General features: G+C 35.6%; 19 protein-coding genes, 1 other RNA gene and 1 pseudogene. 17 read left to right on the top strand and 4 right to left on the bottom strand.

All coding sequences use genetic code 11. The features are described from left to right. The first annotated feature begins 84 nt into the window (after window positions 1-84). From INR75_RS12180 to INR75_RS12140, 9 genes are all read left to right on the top strand, one after another. Window positions 85-846, top strand: a complete 762-nt coding sequence (locus INR75_RS12180; protein ID WP_223089030.1) for a Rossmann-like and DUF2520 domain-containing protein — start codon at window positions 85-87, stop codon at window positions 844-846. Continuing rightward, window positions 830-1,339, top strand: coding sequence for an HAD family hydrolase (locus INR75_RS12175; RefSeq protein WP_223089029.1), 510 nt, complete (start codon window positions 830-832; stop codon window positions 1,337-1,339). The genes INR75_RS12180 and INR75_RS12175 overlap by 17 nt, the downstream gene beginning before the upstream one ends. A gap of 25 nt (window positions 1,340-1,364) precedes the next feature. Further along, a complete protein-coding gene (locus tag INR75_RS12170) occupies window positions 1,365-2,276 on the top strand; it encodes a geranylgeranylglycerol-phosphate geranylgeranyltransferase (RefSeq protein WP_223089028.1) in 912 nt (303 codons plus the stop codon). Between the two features lie 7 nt (window positions 2,277-2,283). Continuing rightward, window positions 2,284-2,883, top strand: coding sequence for a Maf-like protein (locus INR75_RS12165; RefSeq protein ID WP_223089027.1), 600 nt, complete (start codon window positions 2,284-2,286; stop codon window positions 2,881-2,883). Window positions 2,884-3,093: 210 nt separating this feature from the next. Next, window positions 3,094-3,990, top strand: a complete 897-nt coding sequence (locus INR75_RS12160; RefSeq protein WP_370629857.1) for a septum formation inhibitor Maf — start codon at window positions 3,094-3,096, stop codon at window positions 3,988-3,990. Beyond that, window positions 3,987-4,526 carry a mechanosensitive ion channel domain-containing protein gene (locus tag INR75_RS12155; RefSeq protein WP_223089026.1) on the top strand — a complete coding sequence of 180 codons (540 nt, stop codon included), beginning with the start codon at window positions 3,987-3,989 and terminating at the stop codon, window positions 4,524-4,526. Before INR75_RS12160 ends, INR75_RS12155 begins: the two co-directional genes overlap by 4 nt. Before the next feature lie 95 nt (window positions 4,527-4,621). Further along, window positions 4,622-7,114 (top strand): PIG-L family deacetylase, encoded by a 2,493-nt coding sequence (locus INR75_RS12150; RefSeq protein WP_223089025.1) that lies wholly within the window; start codon window positions 4,622-4,624, stop codon window positions 7,112-7,114. Window positions 7,115-7,225: 111 nt separating this feature from the next. After that, window positions 7,226-8,920 carry a sodium:solute symporter gene (locus INR75_RS12145; RefSeq protein WP_223089024.1) on the top strand — a complete coding sequence of 565 codons (1,695 nt, stop codon included), beginning with the start codon at window positions 7,226-7,228 and terminating at the stop codon, window positions 8,918-8,920. A gap of 1 nt (window position 8,921) precedes the next feature. Further along, the gene (locus INR75_RS12140; RefSeq protein ID WP_223089023.1) at window positions 8,922-9,893 is read left to right on the top strand and encodes a Gfo/Idh/MocA family protein; all 972 of its coding nucleotides are present in this window, start codon (window positions 8,922-8,924) and stop codon (window positions 9,891-9,893) included. Window positions 9,894-10,053: 160 nt separating this feature from the next. On the opposite strand, the gene INR75_RS12135 is transcribed toward INR75_RS12140, so the two are convergent. Further along, on the bottom strand, window positions 10,054-10,893 hold the full coding sequence (locus tag INR75_RS12135) for a DUF2911 domain-containing protein (protein WP_223089022.1): 840 nt from the start codon (window positions 10,891-10,893) through the stop codon (window positions 10,054-10,056). Between the two features lie 179 nt (window positions 10,894-11,072). Between INR75_RS12135 and INR75_RS12130 the strand changes: the two genes are divergently transcribed. From INR75_RS12130 to INR75_RS12120, 3 genes are read left to right on the top strand one after another with little or no spacing between them, the layout of a single operon-like run. Further along, window positions 11,073-11,579 (top strand): SRPBCC family protein, encoded by a 507-nt coding sequence (locus INR75_RS12130; protein WP_223089021.1) that lies wholly within the window; start codon window positions 11,073-11,075, stop codon window positions 11,577-11,579. Between the two features lies 1 nt (window position 11,580). Continuing rightward, complete coding sequence (locus tag INR75_RS12125) at window positions 11,581-12,279, top strand: SDR family NAD(P)-dependent oxidoreductase (RefSeq protein ID WP_223089020.1); 699 nt, start codon at window positions 11,581-11,583, stop codon at window positions 12,277-12,279. Then, on the top strand, window positions 12,279-13,592 hold the full coding sequence (locus tag INR75_RS12120) for a deoxyribodipyrimidine photo-lyase (RefSeq protein ID WP_223089019.1): 1,314 nt from the start codon (window positions 12,279-12,281) through the stop codon (window positions 13,590-13,592). The genes INR75_RS12125 and INR75_RS12120 overlap by 1 nt, the downstream gene beginning before the upstream one ends. 105 nt (window positions 13,593-13,697) lie before the next feature. On the opposite strand, the gene kdsB is transcribed toward INR75_RS12120, so the two are convergent. Further along, the gene (kdsB, locus tag INR75_RS12115) at window positions 13,698-14,450 is read right to left on the bottom strand and encodes a 3-deoxy-manno-octulosonate cytidylyltransferase (RefSeq protein WP_223089018.1); all 753 of its coding nucleotides are present in this window, start codon (window positions 14,448-14,450) and stop codon (window positions 13,698-13,700) included. 64 nt (window positions 14,451-14,514) lie between these two features. Beyond that, window positions 14,515-15,954, bottom strand: coding sequence for an ATP-dependent RecD-like DNA helicase (locus tag INR75_RS12110; protein ID WP_223089017.1), 1,440 nt, complete (start codon window positions 15,952-15,954; stop codon window positions 14,515-14,517). Between the two features lie 120 nt (window positions 15,955-16,074). On the opposite strand from INR75_RS12110, the gene INR75_RS12105 reads away from it, so the two are divergent. The 4 genes and pseudogenes from INR75_RS12105 to INR75_RS12090 all read left to right on the top strand — a co-directional run. Further along, entirely contained in the window at window positions 16,075-16,725 is a 651-nt protein-coding gene (locus tag INR75_RS12105; protein ID WP_223089016.1) for a hypothetical protein, read from the top strand. Next, complete coding sequence (locus tag INR75_RS12100) at window positions 16,676-17,524, top strand: DUF3822 family protein (protein ID WP_255584527.1); 849 nt, start codon at window positions 16,676-16,678, stop codon at window positions 17,522-17,524. The genes INR75_RS12105 and INR75_RS12100 overlap by 50 nt, the downstream gene beginning before the upstream one ends. After that, entirely contained in the window at window positions 17,525-18,076 is a 552-nt protein-coding gene (locus INR75_RS12095; RefSeq protein WP_223089015.1) for an RsmD family RNA methyltransferase, read from the top strand. Beyond that, window positions 18,027-18,887 (top strand): annotated as a pseudogene (locus tag INR75_RS12090) (family 16 glycosylhydrolase); the annotation flags it as partial. The gene INR75_RS12095 and the pseudogene INR75_RS12090, both read left to right, overlap by 50 nt. Window positions 18,888-18,907: 20 nt before the next feature. Here INR75_RS12090 and rnpB read toward each other — a convergent pair. Next, window positions 18,908-19,229: RNase P RNA component class A (gene rnpB, locus INR75_RS12085), an RNA gene on the bottom strand. Between the two features lie 645 nt (window positions 19,230-19,874). Between rnpB and INR75_RS12080 the strand changes: the two genes are divergently transcribed. After that, window positions 19,875-21,734, top strand: a complete 1,860-nt coding sequence (locus tag INR75_RS12080) for a DNA polymerase III subunit gamma/tau (RefSeq protein WP_223089014.1) — start codon at window positions 19,875-19,877, stop codon at window positions 21,732-21,734. Window position 21,735: the final 1 nt, after the last annotated feature.

Genomic DNA, 21,735 nt, shown 5'->3' with positions numbered 1-21,735 from the left:
ATTAGTTAATAAGTCTTAAATCCAAGCAATATCTGGTTTCAAATGTTAATTTTGCCTGAGTTATTTTTTTAATAATTTAGCGAAATGATGAAAGTCGTACTTCTTGGCGCCGGAAACCTTGCTTATCACCTATTTAGGGTTTTAGAAGCCAGTGCAGCCGTAGAAATCGTCCAGGTTTTTAATCATCGCCAGGAAAAATTGACCGACTTTGCAGATAAAGTTGCTACCACCACTTTGATTGCTGAAATAAAAGAGGCCGATTTTTATCTAATATCGGTAAAAGACGATGCTATTGCTGAAGTTTCTTCAAAATTAAAACCGAAAAACGGAATTGTTTTGCATACTTCAGGCGCAATTGACATTAATGTCTTAGCTGAACATCACAACTTTGGTGTTTTTTATCCTTTACAGAGCTTTTCAAAAGAAAAAGAAGTCGATTTTCGACAAATTCCGATTTGCATTGAGGCAAATTCCGAAGAAAACTTAGAAAAGATCAAACAGCTAGCTTTACAAATTTCAGCTTCAGTTTATAAAATTTCATCTGAACAACGTAGAATATCGCATGTAGCTGCGGTTTTTGCGAATAACTTCAGTAATTTTATGTTCTCAACTGCTTCTGAAATTTGTGAGAAGCACCAAATCCCATTTGATATTTTAAAACCTTTAATAGCAGAAACTTTTCAGAAGATCGAAAAAGTTTCTCCTAAAGAGGCACAAACTGGCCCTGCCCGAAGAAACGATAAAGAAACGATGGTAGCGCATTTAAGTTATTTAAACGAAGACCAACAAAAATTATATAAAACAATATCTGAAGCAATACTAAAAAGCTATGGAAAAGAGTTATAAAGAATACCTAAACGATATAAACACTTTTGTTTTCGATGTAGATGGCGTGCTAACCAATGGATCTGTACAAGTAACCACAGAAGGCGATTTAATACGAACCATGAGCGTTAAAGATGGTTATGCGTTAAAACAGGCAGTAAAAGCAGGTTATACCGTTTGTATCATTTCTGGAGGAAAAAATGAAGGTGTGCGTACTAGATTAAGAGAATTGGGAGTTACTGATATTTATCTTGGTATCGATGATAAAGTAGAGCAACTAGACGAGTTTTTTGATATTTACGATATTAAGGCAGAAAATGTACTTTATATGGGCGATGACATTCCAGATATGTATCCCATGAAATTGATTGCTTTACCAACCTGCCCGCAAGATGCCGTGCCAGAGGTTAAAGAAATTTCTAAATATATTTCTCACAAAAAAGGTGGCGATGGCTGTGCTCGCGATGTGATCGAACAGGTAATGAAAGTACAGGGTAAATGGATAGAACAATAAATCTAAACAACGTTAAGGATATTTTATGCCATATTTAAAACTGGTACGATATGGCAATTTGCTGTTTATAGCTTTGTGCCTTTTGCTTATTCGGTTTGGTTTTTTTAACCAGTTCGATGCCAGTACAGCGCTAAGTAATACCCAATTTATTTTGCTGATCATTGCTGTAGTTTGTATCGCAGCATCTGGTTATGTGATCAATAATATTCTAGATTACGAGGCAGATCGTATTAACGCTCCCAAGCGACTGGTGATACGAGAAAAGATTAGTGAAAAATCGGCTTATAACCTGTTTTTTGCACTCAATATTATTGGTGTGGGGATTGGTTTTTATATCGCCAACATTATCGAATCGCCGGCATTTTCTGCGATTTTTATTTTCACTTCTGCCCTCCTCTACCTTTATGCCACATATTTAAAACATATTGCAATTGTAGGGAATTTAGTGATTAGTTTCCTGGTTGGTCTGGTGATTTTACTACCAGTTATATTTGATCTTTATCCAGAAATCACTTCCGAAAACATCCAAAATCAGCGTTTATTGTTTAATATTTTAGTGTATTATGCACTTTACGCAATGTTGCTGAATTTTGTTCGAGAGATCGTAAAAGATCAGGAAGATATCAATGGTGATTACAAAACGCAAAGCAATACCTTACCACTGCTTATTGGGCAAAAGAGAACCAATATGTTCGTTTTTATCTTTTGCCTTATTTTATTAATTTTTAGTATCATTTTTTTAGGCGAAGACCTTTACAGTAATACCAAAGCAGTAGTTTATGCACTGGTATTTATCATTGCTCCCCTACTTGCTTTAGTCGCCGGAATTTTAAAAGCAAATTCTAAAAAAGATTATTCAAAATTTAGTCTTATTTTAAAATGCATGCTGTTTTTTGGATTGCTTTCTTTAGGATTTCCAGAATATTTAATGTCCTGATTTTTTTATGCTGAATGAAATTTTAAAAAATAAACAGATCATTTTGGCTTCGGGTTCTCCGCGAAGACAAGAGTTTTTTAAAGATTTACACATCCCCTTTATTGCTGATGTTAGGCCGGTAAATGAAGTTTACCCAGAACATTTAAAAGGTACAGAAATCACCGATTATCTGGCCAAACTAAAGGCTGAAGCTTTTGATGATCTTAGAAAAGATCAAATCTTAATTACCAGCGACACGATTGTGAGTAACGATGGTGTTGCGATGGGAAAACCTAAAGATGTAGCAGAAGCAAAAAAAATGATCGCATCGCTTTCCGGAAAAACACATAGCGTTGAAACTTCGGTTTGTTTTACGACTTTAAAAAACCAGGAAAAAGTTCAGGAAATTGTTCATTCTTCAACCAAAGTGACTTTTAAAGAGTTTACCGAAGAAGAGATTGATTTTTATGTTTCTAATTACAAACCTTTTGATAAAGCTGGTGCTTACGCCATCCAGGAATGGATTGGTTTTATTGGCATTACGCATATCGAAGGGAGTTATTTTAATGTTGTTGGCCTACCAACGCATTTGGTTTACGAAACTCTAACTAAACTAGCTTCTATTTAAAACTTTTACACGATTATCAAATTTTAATAATCTGAAGTTTATCTTGAGTGAATTACCTTGGGGCAAGCACAAGAAGGATTCATTGGAAACAAATTTTTAATTTCTAGGCAGGCTTCAGTGTTTTATACCTTTTAAAGGTGCTAATAAAACTTGTTTCGCTTTTAAAAAGCTGAAAGTAAATCTTAAAGTTTTTTATTTTTAATAGAAAAAATGATGCTTAAAATATCCAAATTCGCCTTTATACTCTTCTTGATTTTTATTGGATGTGATAAAATTCCGGATCCTGCTCAAGACCGAAAATTATCTTCGGAATTTAAAGAATATTGGTTTGATGGTACTGCTGAAATTACCTCTTATGACCTGGAACAGGCGCGTTATGGCGAAATGCGTGAAGGAACCGCCGTAAAGATCTTTGTAAAAGAAGATTTTCTTCCTGAAGAGCAGGTAAAAGCCAATGAAACTTCAGAAAGAACTTTCCCGGTTTTAAAACTGAATAGCACCAAAGAATTTATTACCGGTATTTATCCATATTCGATAATGGAGAGCAGTTTTTTTCCGCTTCATAAAGAAGGTCACGCTACAAAAGTTTCGGCTTCGATCCAGGAATGGTGCGGGCAACAGTTTATTCAGCTAAACAATCGCACTCATTTCGAAATGAATTCTCATTCATATTTTGAAGGTGAAGCCGATAAACAATTCAATCTTCCAAAAGCGCATTTAGAAAACGAAACTTGGAATTTAATACGCATCGATCCGGCAGAATTACCAACCGGGGAAATAGATATGATCCCCTCTTTTGAATATTTAAAACTAAATCACCAGGAAGCAAAAGCTTATAAAGTTTCAGCAAAAAAAGCTACAGAAGATTCACTTTCTACATACACATTAAATTATCCTGATCTAAACCGAACTTTGAAAATATTTTATCAGAAAGATTTTCCATTCGAGATCGAAAAGTGGGAAGAGATCACTCCGTCTGGCAGCGGAGAAAATGCAAAAATGCTGACTACAAAAGCTATAAAAAATAAGCGTCTAAAGATCGATTATTGGAATAAAAATGGCAAGAATGATCTATCTTTGCGCGAAAAATTGGGCTTGAAAAAATGAAGATTCTGGAACTAACCTACACCTATCAATTATTCTACACAATTCTTACCTTAATTGTGTTACTGGTTATTAATATCATTCTAAAAAAAACAGCCAAACGTATTGGTGATAAAGGCGAAATTCATATTACCAGGATTCGATTAATGTTTCGATACATTAATATTTTAATTGTGTTTATCGCAATATTTTTACTGGCCATTGTTTGGGGAATGGATCTTGGCGATCTTGCCTTAATTTTCTCTTCGGTATTTGCGGTTATTGGCGTTGCGCTATTTGCAATTTGGTCGATCCTTAGCAATATTACTTCAGGAATAATCATGTTCTTTAATTTCCCGTATAAGATTGGTGATAAAATTAAAATTCATGATAAAGACATGCCTATTGAAGCATTGATCGAAGATATTAAAGCTTTTCATCTTCATTTAAGAACAGACGATGGTGAGCTTATCACCTATCCTAATAATCTTATTTTACAAAAAGCAGTTTCTTTAGTACAAAAAGATGTTTTTCTGGACGAAGGCAAAAATGCGCTATAAGTTTTAACTTGCTATTTTATAGAATTCGGTATAAAACACTACCATTCGCACGGTAAAACCTTTATATTTGGTTTTGTATAAAATACGCCATAAAAATGCGCAAAATCCTACCCTTTTTATTTTTATTACTATCATTAAATATAAATGCACAGGCACCCCAAAAACTAAGTGCATCAGAAATTTACGAAAAGATCGAAAAACTGAATTTCTTAGGTTCAGTTTTATATCTGGCAGCACATCCAGACGATGAAAATACTCGACTAATCTCTTATTTTTCGAACCAAAAACATGCAAGAACGGCTTATCTTTCTTTAACAAGAGGTGATGGTGGTCAAAATCTTATTGGTCCAGAAATTAGAGAGCAATTAGGTTTAATTAGAACTCAGGAACTTCTTGCAGCGCGTCGTATTGATGGCGGACAACAATTTTTTAGCAGAGCTAATGATTTTGGATATTCTAAAAATCCAGATGAAACCTTAAAAACATGGAATAAAGATGAAGTTTTAAGCGATGTGGTTTGGGTAATAAGAAATTTTAAACCCGATGTAATTATTAATCGTTTTGACCATCGCACGCCGGGAACCACGCACGGTCACCATACATCTTCGGCTATTTTAAGTGTTGAAGCTTTCGATATCACCAAAGACAAATCTATTTATCCAGATCAACTGGAATATACCAGCACCTGGCAACCAGAGCGAATGTTCTTTAATACATCCTCTTGGTTCTTTAGCAATCAGCAGGCTTTTAGAGAAGCGACTAAAGACGAAAAATACCTGACGTTTGACACAGGAGTATATTTCCCTTTAAAAGGACTTTCTAATCCTGAAATTGCCTCGTTAAGCCGTAGTCAGCATCAATCACAAGGATTTGGAAGCACCGGTTCTCGTGGTAGTGAAATGGAATATTTAGAGCTTATTAAAGGTTCTCAACCAGCTTCAAGAGAAGATGTTTTTTCGGGAATAAACACCAGCTGGACACGTGTTGAAGGTGGGGCTGAAATTGGTGAAATTTTAGGTGATGTACAGCAGAATTTTGACTTCACCAATCCTTCTGCAAGTTTACCACAGCTTTTAGAAGCTTATAATTTAATTCAGAAATTAGAAGATGAGCACTGGAAAAGCATTAAATCTGAGGAAATAAAATCGATTATCGAGGCTTGTGCAGGGCTTTATCTTGAAGCGGTATCAAATTCAGAATTTGTTTCTCCGGGTGATAATATTCGTCTTAATCTTGAAGCTATAAATCGTAGTAATGCTCAAGTTGAATTAAAATCTATCGCTTTAAATCCGCAAAATCGTATTGAGGAAATCGCTACTGTTCTTCGCGATAATGAAGACTGGCAAAAATCTTTTGAATATAAAGTTCCTGGTGATGCCTCTTACACTTCGCCATATTGGTTAAACAAAGAAGGTACGGTAGGGATGTATCGTGTAGATAACAGGAAACTTATTGGGAAACCAGAAACTCCGCATACCAGTAGCGTAACATTTAAGATCAGTATTAACGGCACTTATATTCCGTTTGAAAAAGAGATCGTTTATAAATACAATGATAATGTAACGGGTGAGAACTACGAGAATTTTGAAATTATTCCGCCGGTATCGGTTGGATTTCTTGACGATGTGATTCTTTTCCCTAATCAGGAAAGTAAAAACATCAGAATAAAAGTTACTGCTGAAAAAGATAATACCAAGGGAACACTAAAATTAAATTTACCTTCAGGATGGCAAATATCACCAAGATCTGAAGCAGTAAATCTTCCGCAGAAAGGAAGCAGTATTACCTATACTTTTAAAATTACGCCACCTTCAGCGCAAAGTGAAATATGGGTGAATCCAGTTTTTGAAACTTCAGGAGAAACATACAAAGAGGAGGTTATCACGATCGATTATCCTCATATCCCGACACAAACTTTGGTTGTCCCTTCTAAACTGAAATTAGCAAAGATCGATATTCAGAAAAAAGGAGAAAATATTGGATACATTGCCGGTGCGGGTGATGTAGTTCCAGAAATTTTACGCCAAATTGGATATACGGTAAGTGTGCTTAACCCCGCAACGATCACCGCGGAATCTCTAGCAAAATTTGACGCTGTAGTTACCGGAGTTAGAGCTTATAATGTTTTAGAAGAACTTCGCTATAAGAATGACGAATTATTGAAATATGTTGAAAATGGCGGAACGTTGGTTGCTCAATACAATAAAGATCGCGGAATTACGGTTAATCAAATTGGACCTTTTCCGTTCGAATTATCTTACGATCGCGTAACTGAGGAAGACGCTGAAGTTAATTTTGTAGCTCCAGATTCTCCTGTTTTAAATTCGCCCAATAAAATCACCAAAACCGATTTTGAAGGCTGGGTACAAGAACGCGGATTGTACTTTCCGCACACCTGGGACGAAAATTACAGCACTGTTCTATCGATGCACGATAAAAATGAAGGATCTACAGAAGGTAGTCTTCTGGTGGCTAAATATGGTAAAGGACATTATGTGTATACCGGATTAAGTTTCTTTAGACAATTTCCTGCAGGAGTTGCAGGATCGTATCGCCTTTTTGCTAACTTGCTTTCTTTAGGAAAATAATGGAAGAAAAGCCAGAGAAATACGAATGGAAAATGCGTTACACCGCAGTGCTTATTGCTAACGCTATCTATATTATTGCCTTTTATTTTATAATGAAATCTTTCGCCTAACATGCAATTAATTGACTGGATAATTTTAATAGTTACCATAAGTTCGATTGTTTGGTATGGTGTTTACAAATCCCGTGGTAGTAAAAACGTACAGGATTTTATAAAAGGTGGTAACGATGCCCAATGGTGGACAATTGGATTATCGGTAATGGCAACACAAGCCAGTGCTATCACATTCTTATCTACACCGGGACAGGCTTTTAATGACGGGATGGGATTTGTGCAGTTTTACTTTGGGCTGCCTATCGCTATCGTTATTATCTGTATTGTTTTTATTCCTATTTATCATAGATTAAAGGTTTACACCGCTTACGAATATTTAGAATCCAGATTCGACCAAAAAACACGAGTTTTAACCGCTTTGCTGTTTTTAATTCAGCGTGGATTGGCGGCAGGACTTACAATTTTTGCACCAGCGATAATCCTTTCTGCCGTTTTAGGTTGGGATCTTACCACACTTACATTATTGATAGGTGTACTGGTAATCATTTATACGGTTTCTGGAGGAACAAAAGCCGTTAGTGTAACGCACAAACAACAAATGGCAGTGATCTTAACAGGAATGATCGCTACTTTTTTTATCATCCTATATTACCTGCCAGAAAATATAACTTTTACTAAAGCCTTAGAAATTGCCGGAAGCGAAGGCAAAATGAATGTGCTGGATTTTTCCTTCGATTTTAATAATCGCTATACTTTTTGGAGCGGAATTATTGGTGGTACATTTTTATCGCTTTCTTACTTTGGAACAGATCAAAGCCAGGTGCAACGCTATCTTTCTGGACGAAGCGTAAGGGAAAGTCAGCTTGGGATGATCTTTAACGGATTCCTGAAAGTGCCATTGCAGTTCTTCATTTTACTTGTTGGAGTGATGGTTTTTGTTTTCTATCAATTTAATGATACTCCGCTAAACTTCAATCCAGCAGCGACTGAAGCGGTATTGAATTCAGATTATGCCCAGCAGTACGAAGATCTTATGGTAACTCATCGTGAACTTCAGGAGCAAAAGCAAAAACTGACTTTAAATTATGCTGATAAACTCGATAATATTTCTGAAACCGAAAATCAGCAATTTAAAGATCAATTGTCAGCATTAACCAATAAGGAATTTGAAAATCGAGAAAAAGCAAAGATGTTTATCGATGCGGCAAAAACCAATGCCGAGAGTAATGATAAAGATTATGTTTTTATCCATTTTATACTGAATAATCTACCACGAGGTGCCATTGGTCTTTTACTGGCGGTGATCTTATGTGCTGCAATGTCTTCAACGGCATCAGAACTTAACGCGCTAGCTTCGACCACCACAATGGACATTTATCGCAGAAATATAAAAGAAGATAAAGATGAAAATCATTATTTAAAAGCATCAAAATGGTTTACCCTAATGTGGGGCGCTTTGGCGATAATTTTTGCCAGCGTGGCCGATCTTTTTGATAATTTAATTCAGCTTGTAAATATTATTGGTTCAATTTTCTACGGAAACGTGCTGGGTATATTTTTACTCGCCTTTTTTATCAAATTCGTTAAAAGCAATGCTGTTTTTATTTCAGCAATAATCACCCAAATAATTGTAATCGCAGTTTATTTTTTCGATATTCTACCGTATCTATGGTTAAACGTTCTGGGCTGTCTATTAGTAATTAGCATTGCATTGCTACTGCAAATGACCAGAATTCAACCTAAAAACGCATAAAATGAGTAAAAAGATAAACTGGGCCATCTTAGGACCGGGAAAGATCGCCAAAAAATTTGCTTTAGGATTAGAGCATGTTGAGAATGCGAATTTGTATGCAGCAGCCAGCCGTTCTTTGGAAAAAGCCAGGGATTTTGCTGAAGAAATGGGCGCCGATAAAGCATACGGAAGTTATACTGAAATGCTTAATGATCCTGAAGTAGATGCAATTTACATTGCGACTCCTCATGTTTTTCATCACGAGCATACGCTGCTTTGCCTGAAGCATAAGAAGGCTGTTTTGTGTGAAAAACCTTTTGCGATGAATAAAGATCAGGTAAAAGAGATGATCGATTTTGCACAAAAACAGGATACATTTTTAATGGAAGCTATGTGGACTCATTTTCTTCCTCATTTTAAATATACTACTGAAATTATCAAATCTGGGAAATACGGTAAAGTACTTTCGATGGAAGCCGATTTTGGATTCGATGCACCTTTTAATGCTGAAAGTAGGATCTACAACAAATCTTTAGGAGGCGGTAGTTTACTGGACATAGGAATTTATCCCATTTTCGCTGCGCTAAGCTTTTTAGGAAAACCAGAAAAAATTGAAGCTACGGCTAAAATGGCCAAAACCGATGTTGATGCGCGATGCCACGCTACTTTTATATATCCTGAAAATGTAAAAGCCGAGCTTTATAGTTCTGTAGATAAGACTACTGAAGTTTCAGCTACCATAAAATTAGAAAAGGCTGAAATTTATATAAAACCAAGATTTCACCAGCCAAGTTCGGTCGTGACCACTACTGAAAATGAAAGTTTCACGAAAGAATTCGGCGTAGAATCGAATGGATACAATTTTGAAGCCGAACATGTAGGCCAAATGTTATTGGAAGGCAGAAAAGAAAGTACAGAAATGACTTTTGCCAAAAGTTTAGAACTCATCGAAATGCTGGATAGCGTTCGGGAAAAAATTGGTTTAGAATATTGATAATATCGACACTGTAGTAAACTACCTCGGGGCATTCGTTGGAAACAAATTTTAATTTCGAGGCAAGCCTCGTAGTATTATACCCTTTGGCGGTGCCAATAAAAGAAAAAAGCTGTTCTCTCGAACAGCTTTTTTTGATATTGTGCGTTTTAGAGCTTAATTATTTTGCTCCCCATTCTGCTAATGAATCTTTGTTCATTTTTACGTAATCTTTATTTCCAGCTTTTTCAGCAGCAGCTAAAGATTTTTTTGCAGCTGCAATAGCTTCATCTTTTTTACCAAGATCTGCAGCGATCAAAGATTTCTTTCTTAGCATCCAGTAGGCATTTGGATTAGATTCAGTAGCTTTATTAATCCAATCCCAGGCTTTGTTCAAATCTTTATCGGCATCATGATAATAAGCAGCTGCAGCGTAAAAATCGCCTGCTCCAGGACCGCTCATTACTCTATCGATACTAGCCATCGTTTTAGCATCTGTAGGTACGGAAAATTGAAGATATGCCACCGTATTTTCCCATAAGAAATTTAGGTTTGCGCCATCGTTTGTAAGCTCATCGATAAGAATAGTAAAGCTTTGCATTTCCGTTGGCATTTTAACAACCTCAGCTTTTGCTTTTAAAGCAACCATATTATCATCCCAGTTTTGAGGATTCCCCCAGTTATTGGTCGATTTATAGAACATTACATCCCAGCTATCTTTATTTGGAATCGTATAAATAGCGTATTTTCCAGCTTTTAAAGTTTGTCCCTGGATTTCTACATCATCAGAAAAACCGATAACCGTGTTTTCGTTAGCTCCTGTTCTCCAGATTTCTCCGAATGGTACTAAGTCCCCAAAGATTGTTCTACCTCGCATAGCAGGACGGGAATAATCTAATGTTACGGTTGTTAAACCTACCACCTGCTCTACTTTTGCTGACGGACTTGGTTGCGGTGCCTGTATTTGTGCAGATACAGATATACCTAAAATTAAAATAAATAATTGTAGTAGTTTTTTCATTGTTGCGTAAGATTAAGTTTTGTTAAAGATAGCAACATTAGCATTTAAATTAATTTAGATTTCAATTTATGATCGAAAAATAATAATTAACTCTTATCATTTATAATTTGTTTAACTAATATAATTTTTCATTAAACATTTTGAATCGTAATTTTATTCAAATCTTAAAACGATACGAAATGTACCAAATTCATACATTCCAAAAACTTCCTATTTCAAAAAAACAGGCTTGGGATTTTCTGTCTGATCCTAAAAATCTAAAAACTATTACTCCAGATTATATGGGATTTGATATCACTTCGGGTGGCGATCGCCCAATGTTCGAAGGTCAGATCATTCAATATATCGTGACACCAATTGCCGGTATTAAAACGAAATGGGTAACCGAAATAACTCATGTAAAAGACGGCGAATATTTTGTAGACGAACAGCGATTTGGACCTTATGCTTTATGGCATCACAAACATTTTATTAAAGAAATCGAAGGTGGCGTAGAGATGGAAGACATTGTAGATTACAAACTACCTATGGGAAAATTGGGAAACTTGGCTCATCCTTTTATGGTGAAACCTAAACTTGAAGAAATATTTGCGTATCGTAAAAAGAAATTGGTCGAGCTCTTTGGAGAATATAAGGCACCACAACAAAATAAAGATGCTACACTTAAACAAGATATATTAAACTAACATGGAAAAGAATATTCTACTTATTGGAGGTTCTACCGGAATTGGATTCGAAATTGCTAAAAAACTTTACAAAGATCATCATATCTATGTTGCTTCCCGAAATAAAGCTGATCTTGAAGATCTAGAAGTTACACATTTTGAATTCGATGTATTGAAAGATGATATTTCTTCTCTTGATCTTCCCGAAAAATTAGACGGACTTGTTTATTGCCCGGGAAGTATAAATCTAAAGCCTTTTAAGATGCTAAAACCAAAAGATTTCGAAGAGGAAATGCAACTCAATTTCTTTGGTTTAATTAAAGTTGTAAATGCTTTAATGCCGAAATTAAAATCGGCAGATCAGGCTAGCCTGGTATTTTTTAGTAGTGTGGCGGTAAAAGTAGGTATGCCATTTCATACTAGCGTGGCGGCAGCAAAAGGTGCTATAGAAGGTTTCGCTAAATCATTGGCAGCCGAGTATGCCCCTAGTTTAAGAGTTAACGTAGTTTCCCCTTCTTTAACCGATACTCTACTTGCTGAAAAGCTTCTCAATAACGAAAAGAAAAAAGAAAAGATGGATCAGCGACATCCTCTTAAACGCGTAGGAACTACAGCCGATATTGCAAATATTTCGGCATTTTTATTAAGTGAAGAAAGTAGTTGGATCACAGGACAGGTTCTTGGTGTAGACGGCGGACTTTCAACACTAAACATTTCGTAATGAGTAAAGACAAAATAAATATATTTTGGTTTCGTAGAGACCTTAGATTAGACGATAATGTAGGCTTTTTGGCAGCATTAAAAGACAACCTCCCAGTTTTACCAATTTTTATATTCGATTCTGAAATTTTAGATAGCTTACCAGAAGATGATGCTCGAGTGACTTTTATTTTTGAAACGCTTCAGGATATGAGAAGTGAACTTCAGGAGAATCATAATTCATCACTTGCCATGTATCATGGTAAACCTGAAGAAGTCTTCAAAGAATTATTGAAAGATAACAATGTTGGTAAAGTCTTTACTAATCGTGATTACGAGCCTTACGCTAAAGATCGTGATGATAAAATTCAGAAATTATTGAAAGAAAATGATGCTGAATTTGAGACTTTTAAAGATCAGGTTATTTTTGAAAAAGACGAGGTTGTAAAAGGTGATGGCGCTCCTTATGTAGTGTATACACCCTACATGAAAACCTGGATGCAACATTTTAAAGATATCGATCTCAAAATACACTATACTAGTCAGTATCTAGATAATCTTGTTCAAAACACCAGACTTCCAAACTTAAGTTTAAGCGATATTGGATTTAAAAAATCATCTTTAAAAGTGCCCAATTTCGATACCACTCCAACCCTTATTCAGCAATATGAAGACACCAGAAATATCCCAGCGAAAGATGGCACAAGCCGATTAGGGCCGCATCTAAGATTTGGTACAGTGAGTGTTAGAAAAATGGTTAAGAAAGCTAATAATGAAAATAACAAGACCTTCTTACAGGAACTGGTATGGCGAGAATTTTTTATGCAGGTTCTTTATCACAATCCTTCTACCGTTACCGATGCATTTAAAAGCAAATACGACAATATAAATTGGCGAAATAATAAAGATGAGTTTGAAAAATGGAAAGCAGGAAAAACTGGTTTTCCACTTGTAGATGCTGGTATGCGCCAATTAAATAAATCTGGTTTTATGCACAATAGGGTTAGAATGTTGGTAGGAAGCTTTTTGTGTAAGCATTTGCTAATCGATTGGCGTTGGGGAGAAGCTTATTTTGCTGAAAAACTTCTGGATTACGAAATGTCCTCCAACGTAGGAAACTGGCAATGGGTTGCCGGAAGCGGTGTAGATGCGGTTCCTTATTTTAGAATTTTTAATCCTACGACACAAATCGATAAATTTGATAAAGAAAAAAAATATATAAAAGAATGGGTTGAAGAATTTGGCACCGACGATTATCCTGAAAAAATGGTAGATCATAAAGAAGCCAGAGAACGTGCCCTTTCTACTTACAAAGCAGCAGTGAGCAACAATTAATTGTTAGTTAGTAATATGTTCTGTATTGCCAAAGAAAAACGGCTAGTATTCTAAAATACTGGCCGTTTTTATAGAATTTTAGCTTCTATTTTTTTCAGCTTAAATCTAATTTTCTAAAGATTGATGATATTTTTTTGCTCGCTCTAAATCTTCAGGAGTGTCTATCCCAATGGTTTGCATTTCAGTCTCTACCATTTTTATATTCTTACCATATTCTAAATAACGAATACACTCAATTTTTTCAGCATTCTCTAATTGCAGCATCGGTAAATTATAGAAATCTAAAAGTGCTTGTTTTCTAAACGCATAAATACCAATGTGTTTGTAATAAATCACCTTGATATCTGTATTCCTGGGATAAGGAACAGGAAATCTGGAAAAATACAATGCATAATCATTATGATCTGTAATTACTTTTACATTGTTAGGATTGGTAATTTCGTCGCTATCCTGTATTGCTACTTTTAACGAAGCAAGATCGATACTTGCCGCATCATCATCCTGAAAAACATTCAGTAATCGTTCTAAGCTTATTTTATCGATAAATGGCTCGTCGCCTTGCACATTCACAACAATATCTACATCCATGTCATGCACGGCCTCTGCAAGACGGTCGCTTCCGCAGTCATGTTCTTTTTTACTTCTTATAACTTTACCGCCAAATTTAGAAGCAGCAAAAAATATTTGATCACTATCGGTCACGATATACACCTGGTCAAAAAGTCCGGTGTTTTTAGCAGCTTCGTAAGTTCTTTGAATTACCGGTTTTCCGTTTAAATCCTGCATTAATTTCCCCGGAAATCGAGAAGCTTCATATCTTGCCGGAATCATCGCGACGATCTTAAGTTTTTCTTTCATCAAAAATATTGATTAGTTTTTTCTAAAATAAGCTTTTAAAGACAGTCAGTCTGTTTAAATTTAGTTAATCCTCTGCAACAAAGAAATCATCCTTAAAACCAATTAAATATAATTTATCGGTTGCACGCGTCACCGCTGTGTATAACCAGCGAAGATATTCTTTCCCCACGCCATTAGGTAAATAAGGCTGTTCTATAAAAACGGTGTTCCATTGCCCACCCTGACTTTTATGGCAGGTAATGGCATACGAGAATTTAACCTGCAGTGCATTAAAATATTTGTTGTTTTTTACTTTTAAAAACTTCTTGTATTTGGCCGTTTCATCTTCATAATCTTTCATTACCTCCTGGTAAAGTTGATTGGATTCTTCAAAAGTAAGTGAAGGAGTATTACTGGTTAGCGTATCTAACATCACCACCGTTTCGAAAGGACGCATTTTTGGATAATCGACCATCTGAACAGAAACTTCAGCAAAACGAAAACCATAAAGTTCTTTTATCGCAAAAATTTCCAAAACCTTTACAATATCTCCATTCGCAATAAAACCAGCTTCTGAAGTTGGTTTTACCCAGAAATAATTATTCTTAACCACCATTAAATAATCCCCGGCAGAAATTTCTTCCTCCTGAAACAGAATTCGGGATCTAATTTGCTGATTATATTGATTGGCTCGTTTATTCGATCTTACGATAATACTGGTTTCTTCGTTCCCTAAAGTATGATAAGCATCCTGGATCGCTTCCATAATCTCGTAACCGTCTACCAGCCTTATAACATCTGCTTTTGGACCAAGCTCAAACTTGAAGCTTTCGTAAAATTCTTCACGAATAGCCTCCCTGATTAAAGTTGCGTTATGCAAAATATCACTCTCTTCACTTTGCCTTACCACTTCATCTAACTGAATATGACCAACTTCCTTAAAAAATCCGGTGCGTAATTTATCCTGATCTAAGGCCGGACTCATATCCATTTTTACCGGTGGAAGCTGCGCCGTATCTCCAATGAAAATCAATTGACATTTATGACCGCTATAAACATATTCCATTAGATCATCCAGCAAAGATCCATTATCAAAATTTTTGGAATCACCTGGATGATCGGCGATCATAGAAGCTTCGTCTACAATAAAAATGGTATTCTTATGCTTATTAGGTTGTAAAACAAATTGAATTCCGCTTGCCCCAGATTTCTTCGGAAAATAGATTTTCTTATGGATCGTAAAAGCTTCTCTTTTCGAATAATTAGCAATTACCTTTGCAGCACGCCCGGTTGGTGCCATTAAAACGCCGGATTTCCTAATTTTCCATAGGTTTTTAACAAAACCACTAATAATTGTGGTTTTTCCAGTTCCTGCAAAGCCCTTTAACAAAAAAAGATCGTCATTAGTTCCCTCTACTGCAAACTGGGCTAACTGCTGTAAGGCAATATCCTGTTTTGCACGTGGTTGGAAACCTATATCATTAATCAATATTTTATAGAATGCTGAAACATTCGGTTTTTCCATAGCTGAATCCTTAAAAAACCAAAGATAATCATGGATTTTTAGGCAAGAAACTTTTGCGAATAAAAAAAAATTGTAGATTTGTCGTATAACTCTAATAACTTAAATTAATTTCTTAGAAGCATGAGACTTGTAATTCAATTACTATTGTGGGCGGTTATAGCTTTCCTGGCTTGGTTAACTTTTGATGCTGTATACCGACCAATTCAATTTAACAAGGTTAAAGAACAACGTTACCCTAAAGTAATTGAACACCTAAAAGATATACGAGCAGCAGAGCTTGCTCACAAAGAGATCGTTGGTGATTTTGAAGGTGATTTTGATAAACTTGTACAATTTATTGATACTGCAGAATTTGCTATTACTCAACGTAGAGATACTACAGTTTTAGATGAAGAATACAAAGCAACTTACGGTGTCGACGAGTATATAGAAAAAGTACTTATCGATACTCTAGACTTCGTATCTGTAAAAGATTCTTTATACAAAGGAGATCGTGATCGTTACACTAATATGATTAATGTTCCTACTGAAGGGACAGATGCTAAGATCGAGTTAGAAGCTGGTAGCATTCAAAAAGGAGATAATAAGATTCCTGTTTTTGAAGCGAAAGTTGCTAAAAGTGTAATTCTATTTGATCAAGACAAACAAATGATCAACATGGAAAACCAGGCACAATCTGTAGAAGAAGTTAATGGTCGTTACATAAGTGTTGGTTCTATGGATGAAATTAAAACCACCGGAAACTGGCCACAAACATATGGTGACCAATAATCCAGAAAATACTTTTTTGAAACTGTCCATTCAGGTTAGCCTGAATGGACTTTCTTTTTGTACCCTAAATACAAAAACAAATACAGTAGTTTATTATCATAAAAAAGTCTTTGAAAAAGAACTGGATCCAGTAAATCTTCTTCAAAAGATAGAAGAAGAATATAACACCCAACCACAACTTAAATCGCCAGTAAATGAGGTAAAATTGTGCTTTTGCAATACTCTTTTTACGCTGGTGCCCAAAAAATGGTTTAAGGAAGAAGCCGCTGCTTCTTATCTAAAATTTAATACCAAAATCCTTAAAACAGATTTTGTTGCTGTAGATGAAATTGAAACTAAGGAAATGGTGAATATCTATATTCCTTACACTAACATCATCAACTACTTTTTTGAAAAATATGGTGAATTTGAATATTCTCACCATTTATCGATTCTGCTAAATAAATTTCTTTCTTTTGAAGATGCTAAAGGCATTAAAGTATATGCTCATAATAGCAAAAATCGATTAGATTTATTTATTATTGAAGACGGGAAATTATTGTTATGCAATAGCTTTACGTTCTTTAGCAAAGAAGATTATCTTTATTATCTGCTTTTCGCTGCAGAACAATTAGAATTAGATCCTAAAAGATTCAGGCTTTATCTTGGTGGTGAAATTCATAAAGAGAGCGAAATCTATAAATTACTTCAGGAATATATTCAGCATATTTCTTTCTTATCTTCAGAAACAGAGCATGAAATAGAAGAAGGCTGGAATATTAATAGATCTGAAGAATACATACTTTTAAACACGCTTTAAATGCGAATAATCTCAGGAAGTAACAAAGGCAAAAGAATTATTGCCCCAAAAAAATTACCCGTTAGGCCAACTACAGATATGGCAAAAGAAGGATTGTTTAATATCCTTAATAACCATTATCATTTTAGTGCTTTGCGAGTTTTAGATCTATTTTCTGGTACAGGTAATATCGCTTACGAATTTGCTTCTCGTGGTGCAGAAGCGATCACGGCTGTAGATGGTAATTTTGAATGCATAAAATTTATCAAAAAAACTGCAGGCGAACTAGATTATTCGATAACAGCGATAAAAAGTGACGTTTTTAAATATTTGGAACGAGCACCGATTAAGGCAGATGTAATTTTTGCTGACCCTCCTTATGATTTTTCTACGGAAGACTTTTTAAAAATAGCCGAACTCGTATTTGAAAATAATCTTCTTAGCGAAGACGGAATGCTTGTTATAGAATCTGGAAAACATACCGATCTATCTAGTGGCCCAAATTTTGTAGAGAAGCGAGGATATGGAGGTTCTGTTTTTTCATTTTTTTACGAAACCAGTGAAGAAGAATAAAAATACTGAAGCTAATATTCTTTATTTTCTAATTACAATTTTAGCTTTCTTACCTACTTTCTTACCTATGAGTATAAATGCTCAGGAATACGAATTAATTTGGAATGACGAGTTTGATTATCGAGGCAAACCCGATAAAGATAAATGGACTCATGAACTAGGATTTATTCGGAACCTGGAAGAACAATACTATACGAAACGTAAAAAGAATGCAATCGTTAAAGATGATGTTCTTAAAATCATTGCCAGAAAAGAAGAATATCGAAATAAGAAATACGATCCAGATATTCAGAACTATCGTTATAATACAGAAAAGGCCTTTTACACTTCAGCCAGTCTACATACACATAGAAAATTTGATTTAAATTTCGGTAAAATTGAGGTACGTGCTAAACTTCCACAGGGAAATGGAGTATGGCCAGCGATTTGGATGTTAGGATCTAATTTTCACGATATCGAGTGGCCTTATAGCGGAGAAATCGATATTTTAGAATTTGTAGGAAAGGATCCATATACCATTCATGCTACGGTACATTATCCGCAAGGTAAAGGATCAACTATAAAAAGCGAAGGCGGACAATTAAGTTTAGACCCCTCGCCTACTGAAGATTTTCATGTTTACGGAATGAACTGGGATTCAGAAAAAATTCAATTTTCGTTCGACGATCATGTGTATTACACCTTTAAGATCGACGACGCAGATACTGAAAACAATCCTTTTAAAAAGCCATTTTTCCTAATTATCAACCTGGCACTTGGTGGTAAATGGGCGGGAGACATCGATGATACTATTTTTCCGCAGGAATATTTGATCGATTATGTAAGAGTGTATAAAAAAGCAGGTCTGTAAGCCGGATTCTGTTCACCCTGAAATACATCAGGATGCCCTTGTCATTTATCTGAGAACTTTGTTACCAAAGCCCTTTAGCTGCCTACCCTCCAACAACAAACGAGCAATTTGATAATGTTGGTTTACATGGCATTGCACCGCATAGAGTTTACCTGGTTTCACTACAGCATTACCTGTACATTCTTTCTGTTGCACTTGTCCTGGCCTCACGACCGGTGGGCGTTACCCACTATGCTGCTCTACGGTGTCCGGACTTTCCTCCAAGCCGCAAATATGAGCTTAGCGATAGGGCCGACCTGCTTGGCTGCAAATGTATCTAATTTTAATGGAAAGTTTAGAGTAAATGTTCACAGTTTATGGATCCAAGTTTACAGTTCTCAGTTGACGGTTTACAGAAGAGATTTCAAGCTTTTAGCAATCAGCAATCAGCTTAAAAAAACACCCTGAAAACCTACAATCTTAGCATTTAGTTTAGAAGATAATTTCTAAATCAACGTATCAACAAATTAATTATTCAGTGATCAGTTTACAGTTTACAGTTCTCAGTTTACGGTTTACAGAAGAGATTTCAAGCTTTTAGCAGTCAGCAGTCAGCTTTAAAAACATTCAGAAATCAACAATCTTAGCACTTAGTTTAGAAAATAATTTAAAATCAACGTATCAACAAATTAATTATTCAGTGATCAGTTTACAGTTTACAGTTCTCAGTTTACGGCTTACAGAAAAGGTTTAAGCTTTTAGCTGTTAAAAAAATATCTCGAAAGTTAATAATCTTAGCCTTTAGTTTAGAAGATAATTTTAAAATTAGCACATTTCCAAATATAATTCAATATGAAGCATATTCGCTTTGATTTCATCTTTATAAAATTGATGATTTGTTTATAAATACTAGTTCATATTTTCGAAGTTAAGCTGGCTATTTTTATATTTGTCGTTCAAACTTGTTAGATGGAGCATTTTGTAGTTTCGGCGCGTAAATACAGGCCACAAACCTTTAAGGATGTTGTTGGGCAGCAAGCCATTACCAATACTTTGGCTAATGCTATTGCTCACAATCATCTTGCACAGGCGCTTTTATTTACCGGTCCGCGTGGAGTGGGAAAAACTACCTGCGCCCGTATTTTAGCAAAAATGATAAATCAGGACGGTACTCAAAGTCCAGATGAAGATTTTGCTTTTAATATTTTTGAGCTTGATGCCGCTTCTAACAACTCGGTTGATGATATTCGTAATCTTATCGATCAGGTAAGAATTCCTCCACAAGTTGGAACTTATAAGGTCTATATTATTGACGAGGTTCACATGTTATCGACTTCGGCTTTTAATGCGTTTCTTAAAACCTTAGAAGAGCCACCAAAACATGCGATTTTTATCCTTGCTACGACCGAAAAACACAAGATCATTCCTACCATTCTTTCGCGTTGCCAGATCTTTGATTTTAAAAGGATTACCGTAACTGATGCAAAAGAATATTTAAAATATATTGCGGAACAGGAAGGTGTTAATGCTGAAGAGGATGCCCTGCAGATCATCGCACAAAAGGCAGATGGTGCCATGCGTGATGCCCTTTCTATCTACGATCGTGTAGTAAGTTTTAGCGGAAAAGATCTAACACGACAGGCGGTTACAGAAAACCTGAATGTCTTAGATTACGATACCTACATGCAGGTAACAGATTTACTTCTGGATAATAACATTCCGCAACTACTGGTATTGTTTAACGACATCCTTTCTAATGGATTTGATGGTCATCATTTTGTGGCTGGTTTAGCTTCACATTTTAGAGATTTGCTGGTTTGTAAAGATCAAAGAACCATTCAACTTTTGGAAGTTGGAGAACAAACAAAAACCAAGTATTTTGAACAATCTCAAAAGACTTCGCAACAATTTTTGCTTCAGGCAATCGACCTTGCTAACGAATGTGATTTAAAATATAAGACCAGCCGAAATCAACGGCTTTTAGTTGAACTCTGCTTAATGCAAATTGCCTCTGTCACTTTCGACGGAGAAAAAAAAAACAGCAGTCCTAAAATAGTTCCTGCTTCTCACTTCGAACAGCCTGCAAAATCGATCTCGAAAGAAGAAAAATCGATCATCAGGAATAACGAATATGGGCAAAACAATACTGCTCCTAAAGAAGCGCAACAACCTTCAGCTGAAAATCGTACAGAAAATGACACCTGTGCTCCTGAAACTACACCTGCAAATCAGGAATATTTTAGTAAAGAAGTGCCGAATACTTCCGAAGAGAAAATTGAAGAAGAACCAACAAAAGAAGTTCTACCTCAACCTCAGCAAAACGAATTCCCTAAAACAAATCCGGTTACTGAAGCCGATGCTAAACCAGAAAGAGTATCTGGACTTTCTTTAGCTAGTATTCGTAAGAAAAAACAACTGGAAGCCCAGGTTAAAGATAAAGCTCCAGAGCGGGAAGCAGTGATGACTGGCAAGTTTACTGAAACTCAGTTACAAGCCGCCTGGGATGATTATGTTCATAAATTGAAAAAACGGGGAGAAAAGATCCTTGCTTCAATTTTAGAAACAGATCTTCCTACATTAAAAAATGATAACGAAATTCATCTGGAATTACCTGCAGAATCTATGAAGCTTGATCTGGAAAGAGGTCAGCATAAATTAATGGGATTTTTAAAAGCCAGACTGAAAAATACGACCATCACATTGGTGATCAATGTTAATGAAACAACAGCGAAAAAATTTGTTTTTACACCTATAGAAAAATATAATAAGCTGAAAGAGAAAAATCCGCTTTTGGATAAATTACGAACAACTTTTGATCTAGATGTATAAT

The sequence above is a fragment of the Zunongwangia sp. SCSIO 43204 genome (assembly GCF_019904275.1).
Taxonomy (GTDB): domain Bacteria; phylum Bacteroidota; class Bacteroidia; order Flavobacteriales; family Flavobacteriaceae; genus Zunongwangia; species Zunongwangia mangrovi.
This window is presented reverse-complemented; position numbering and strand designations above follow the sequence as displayed.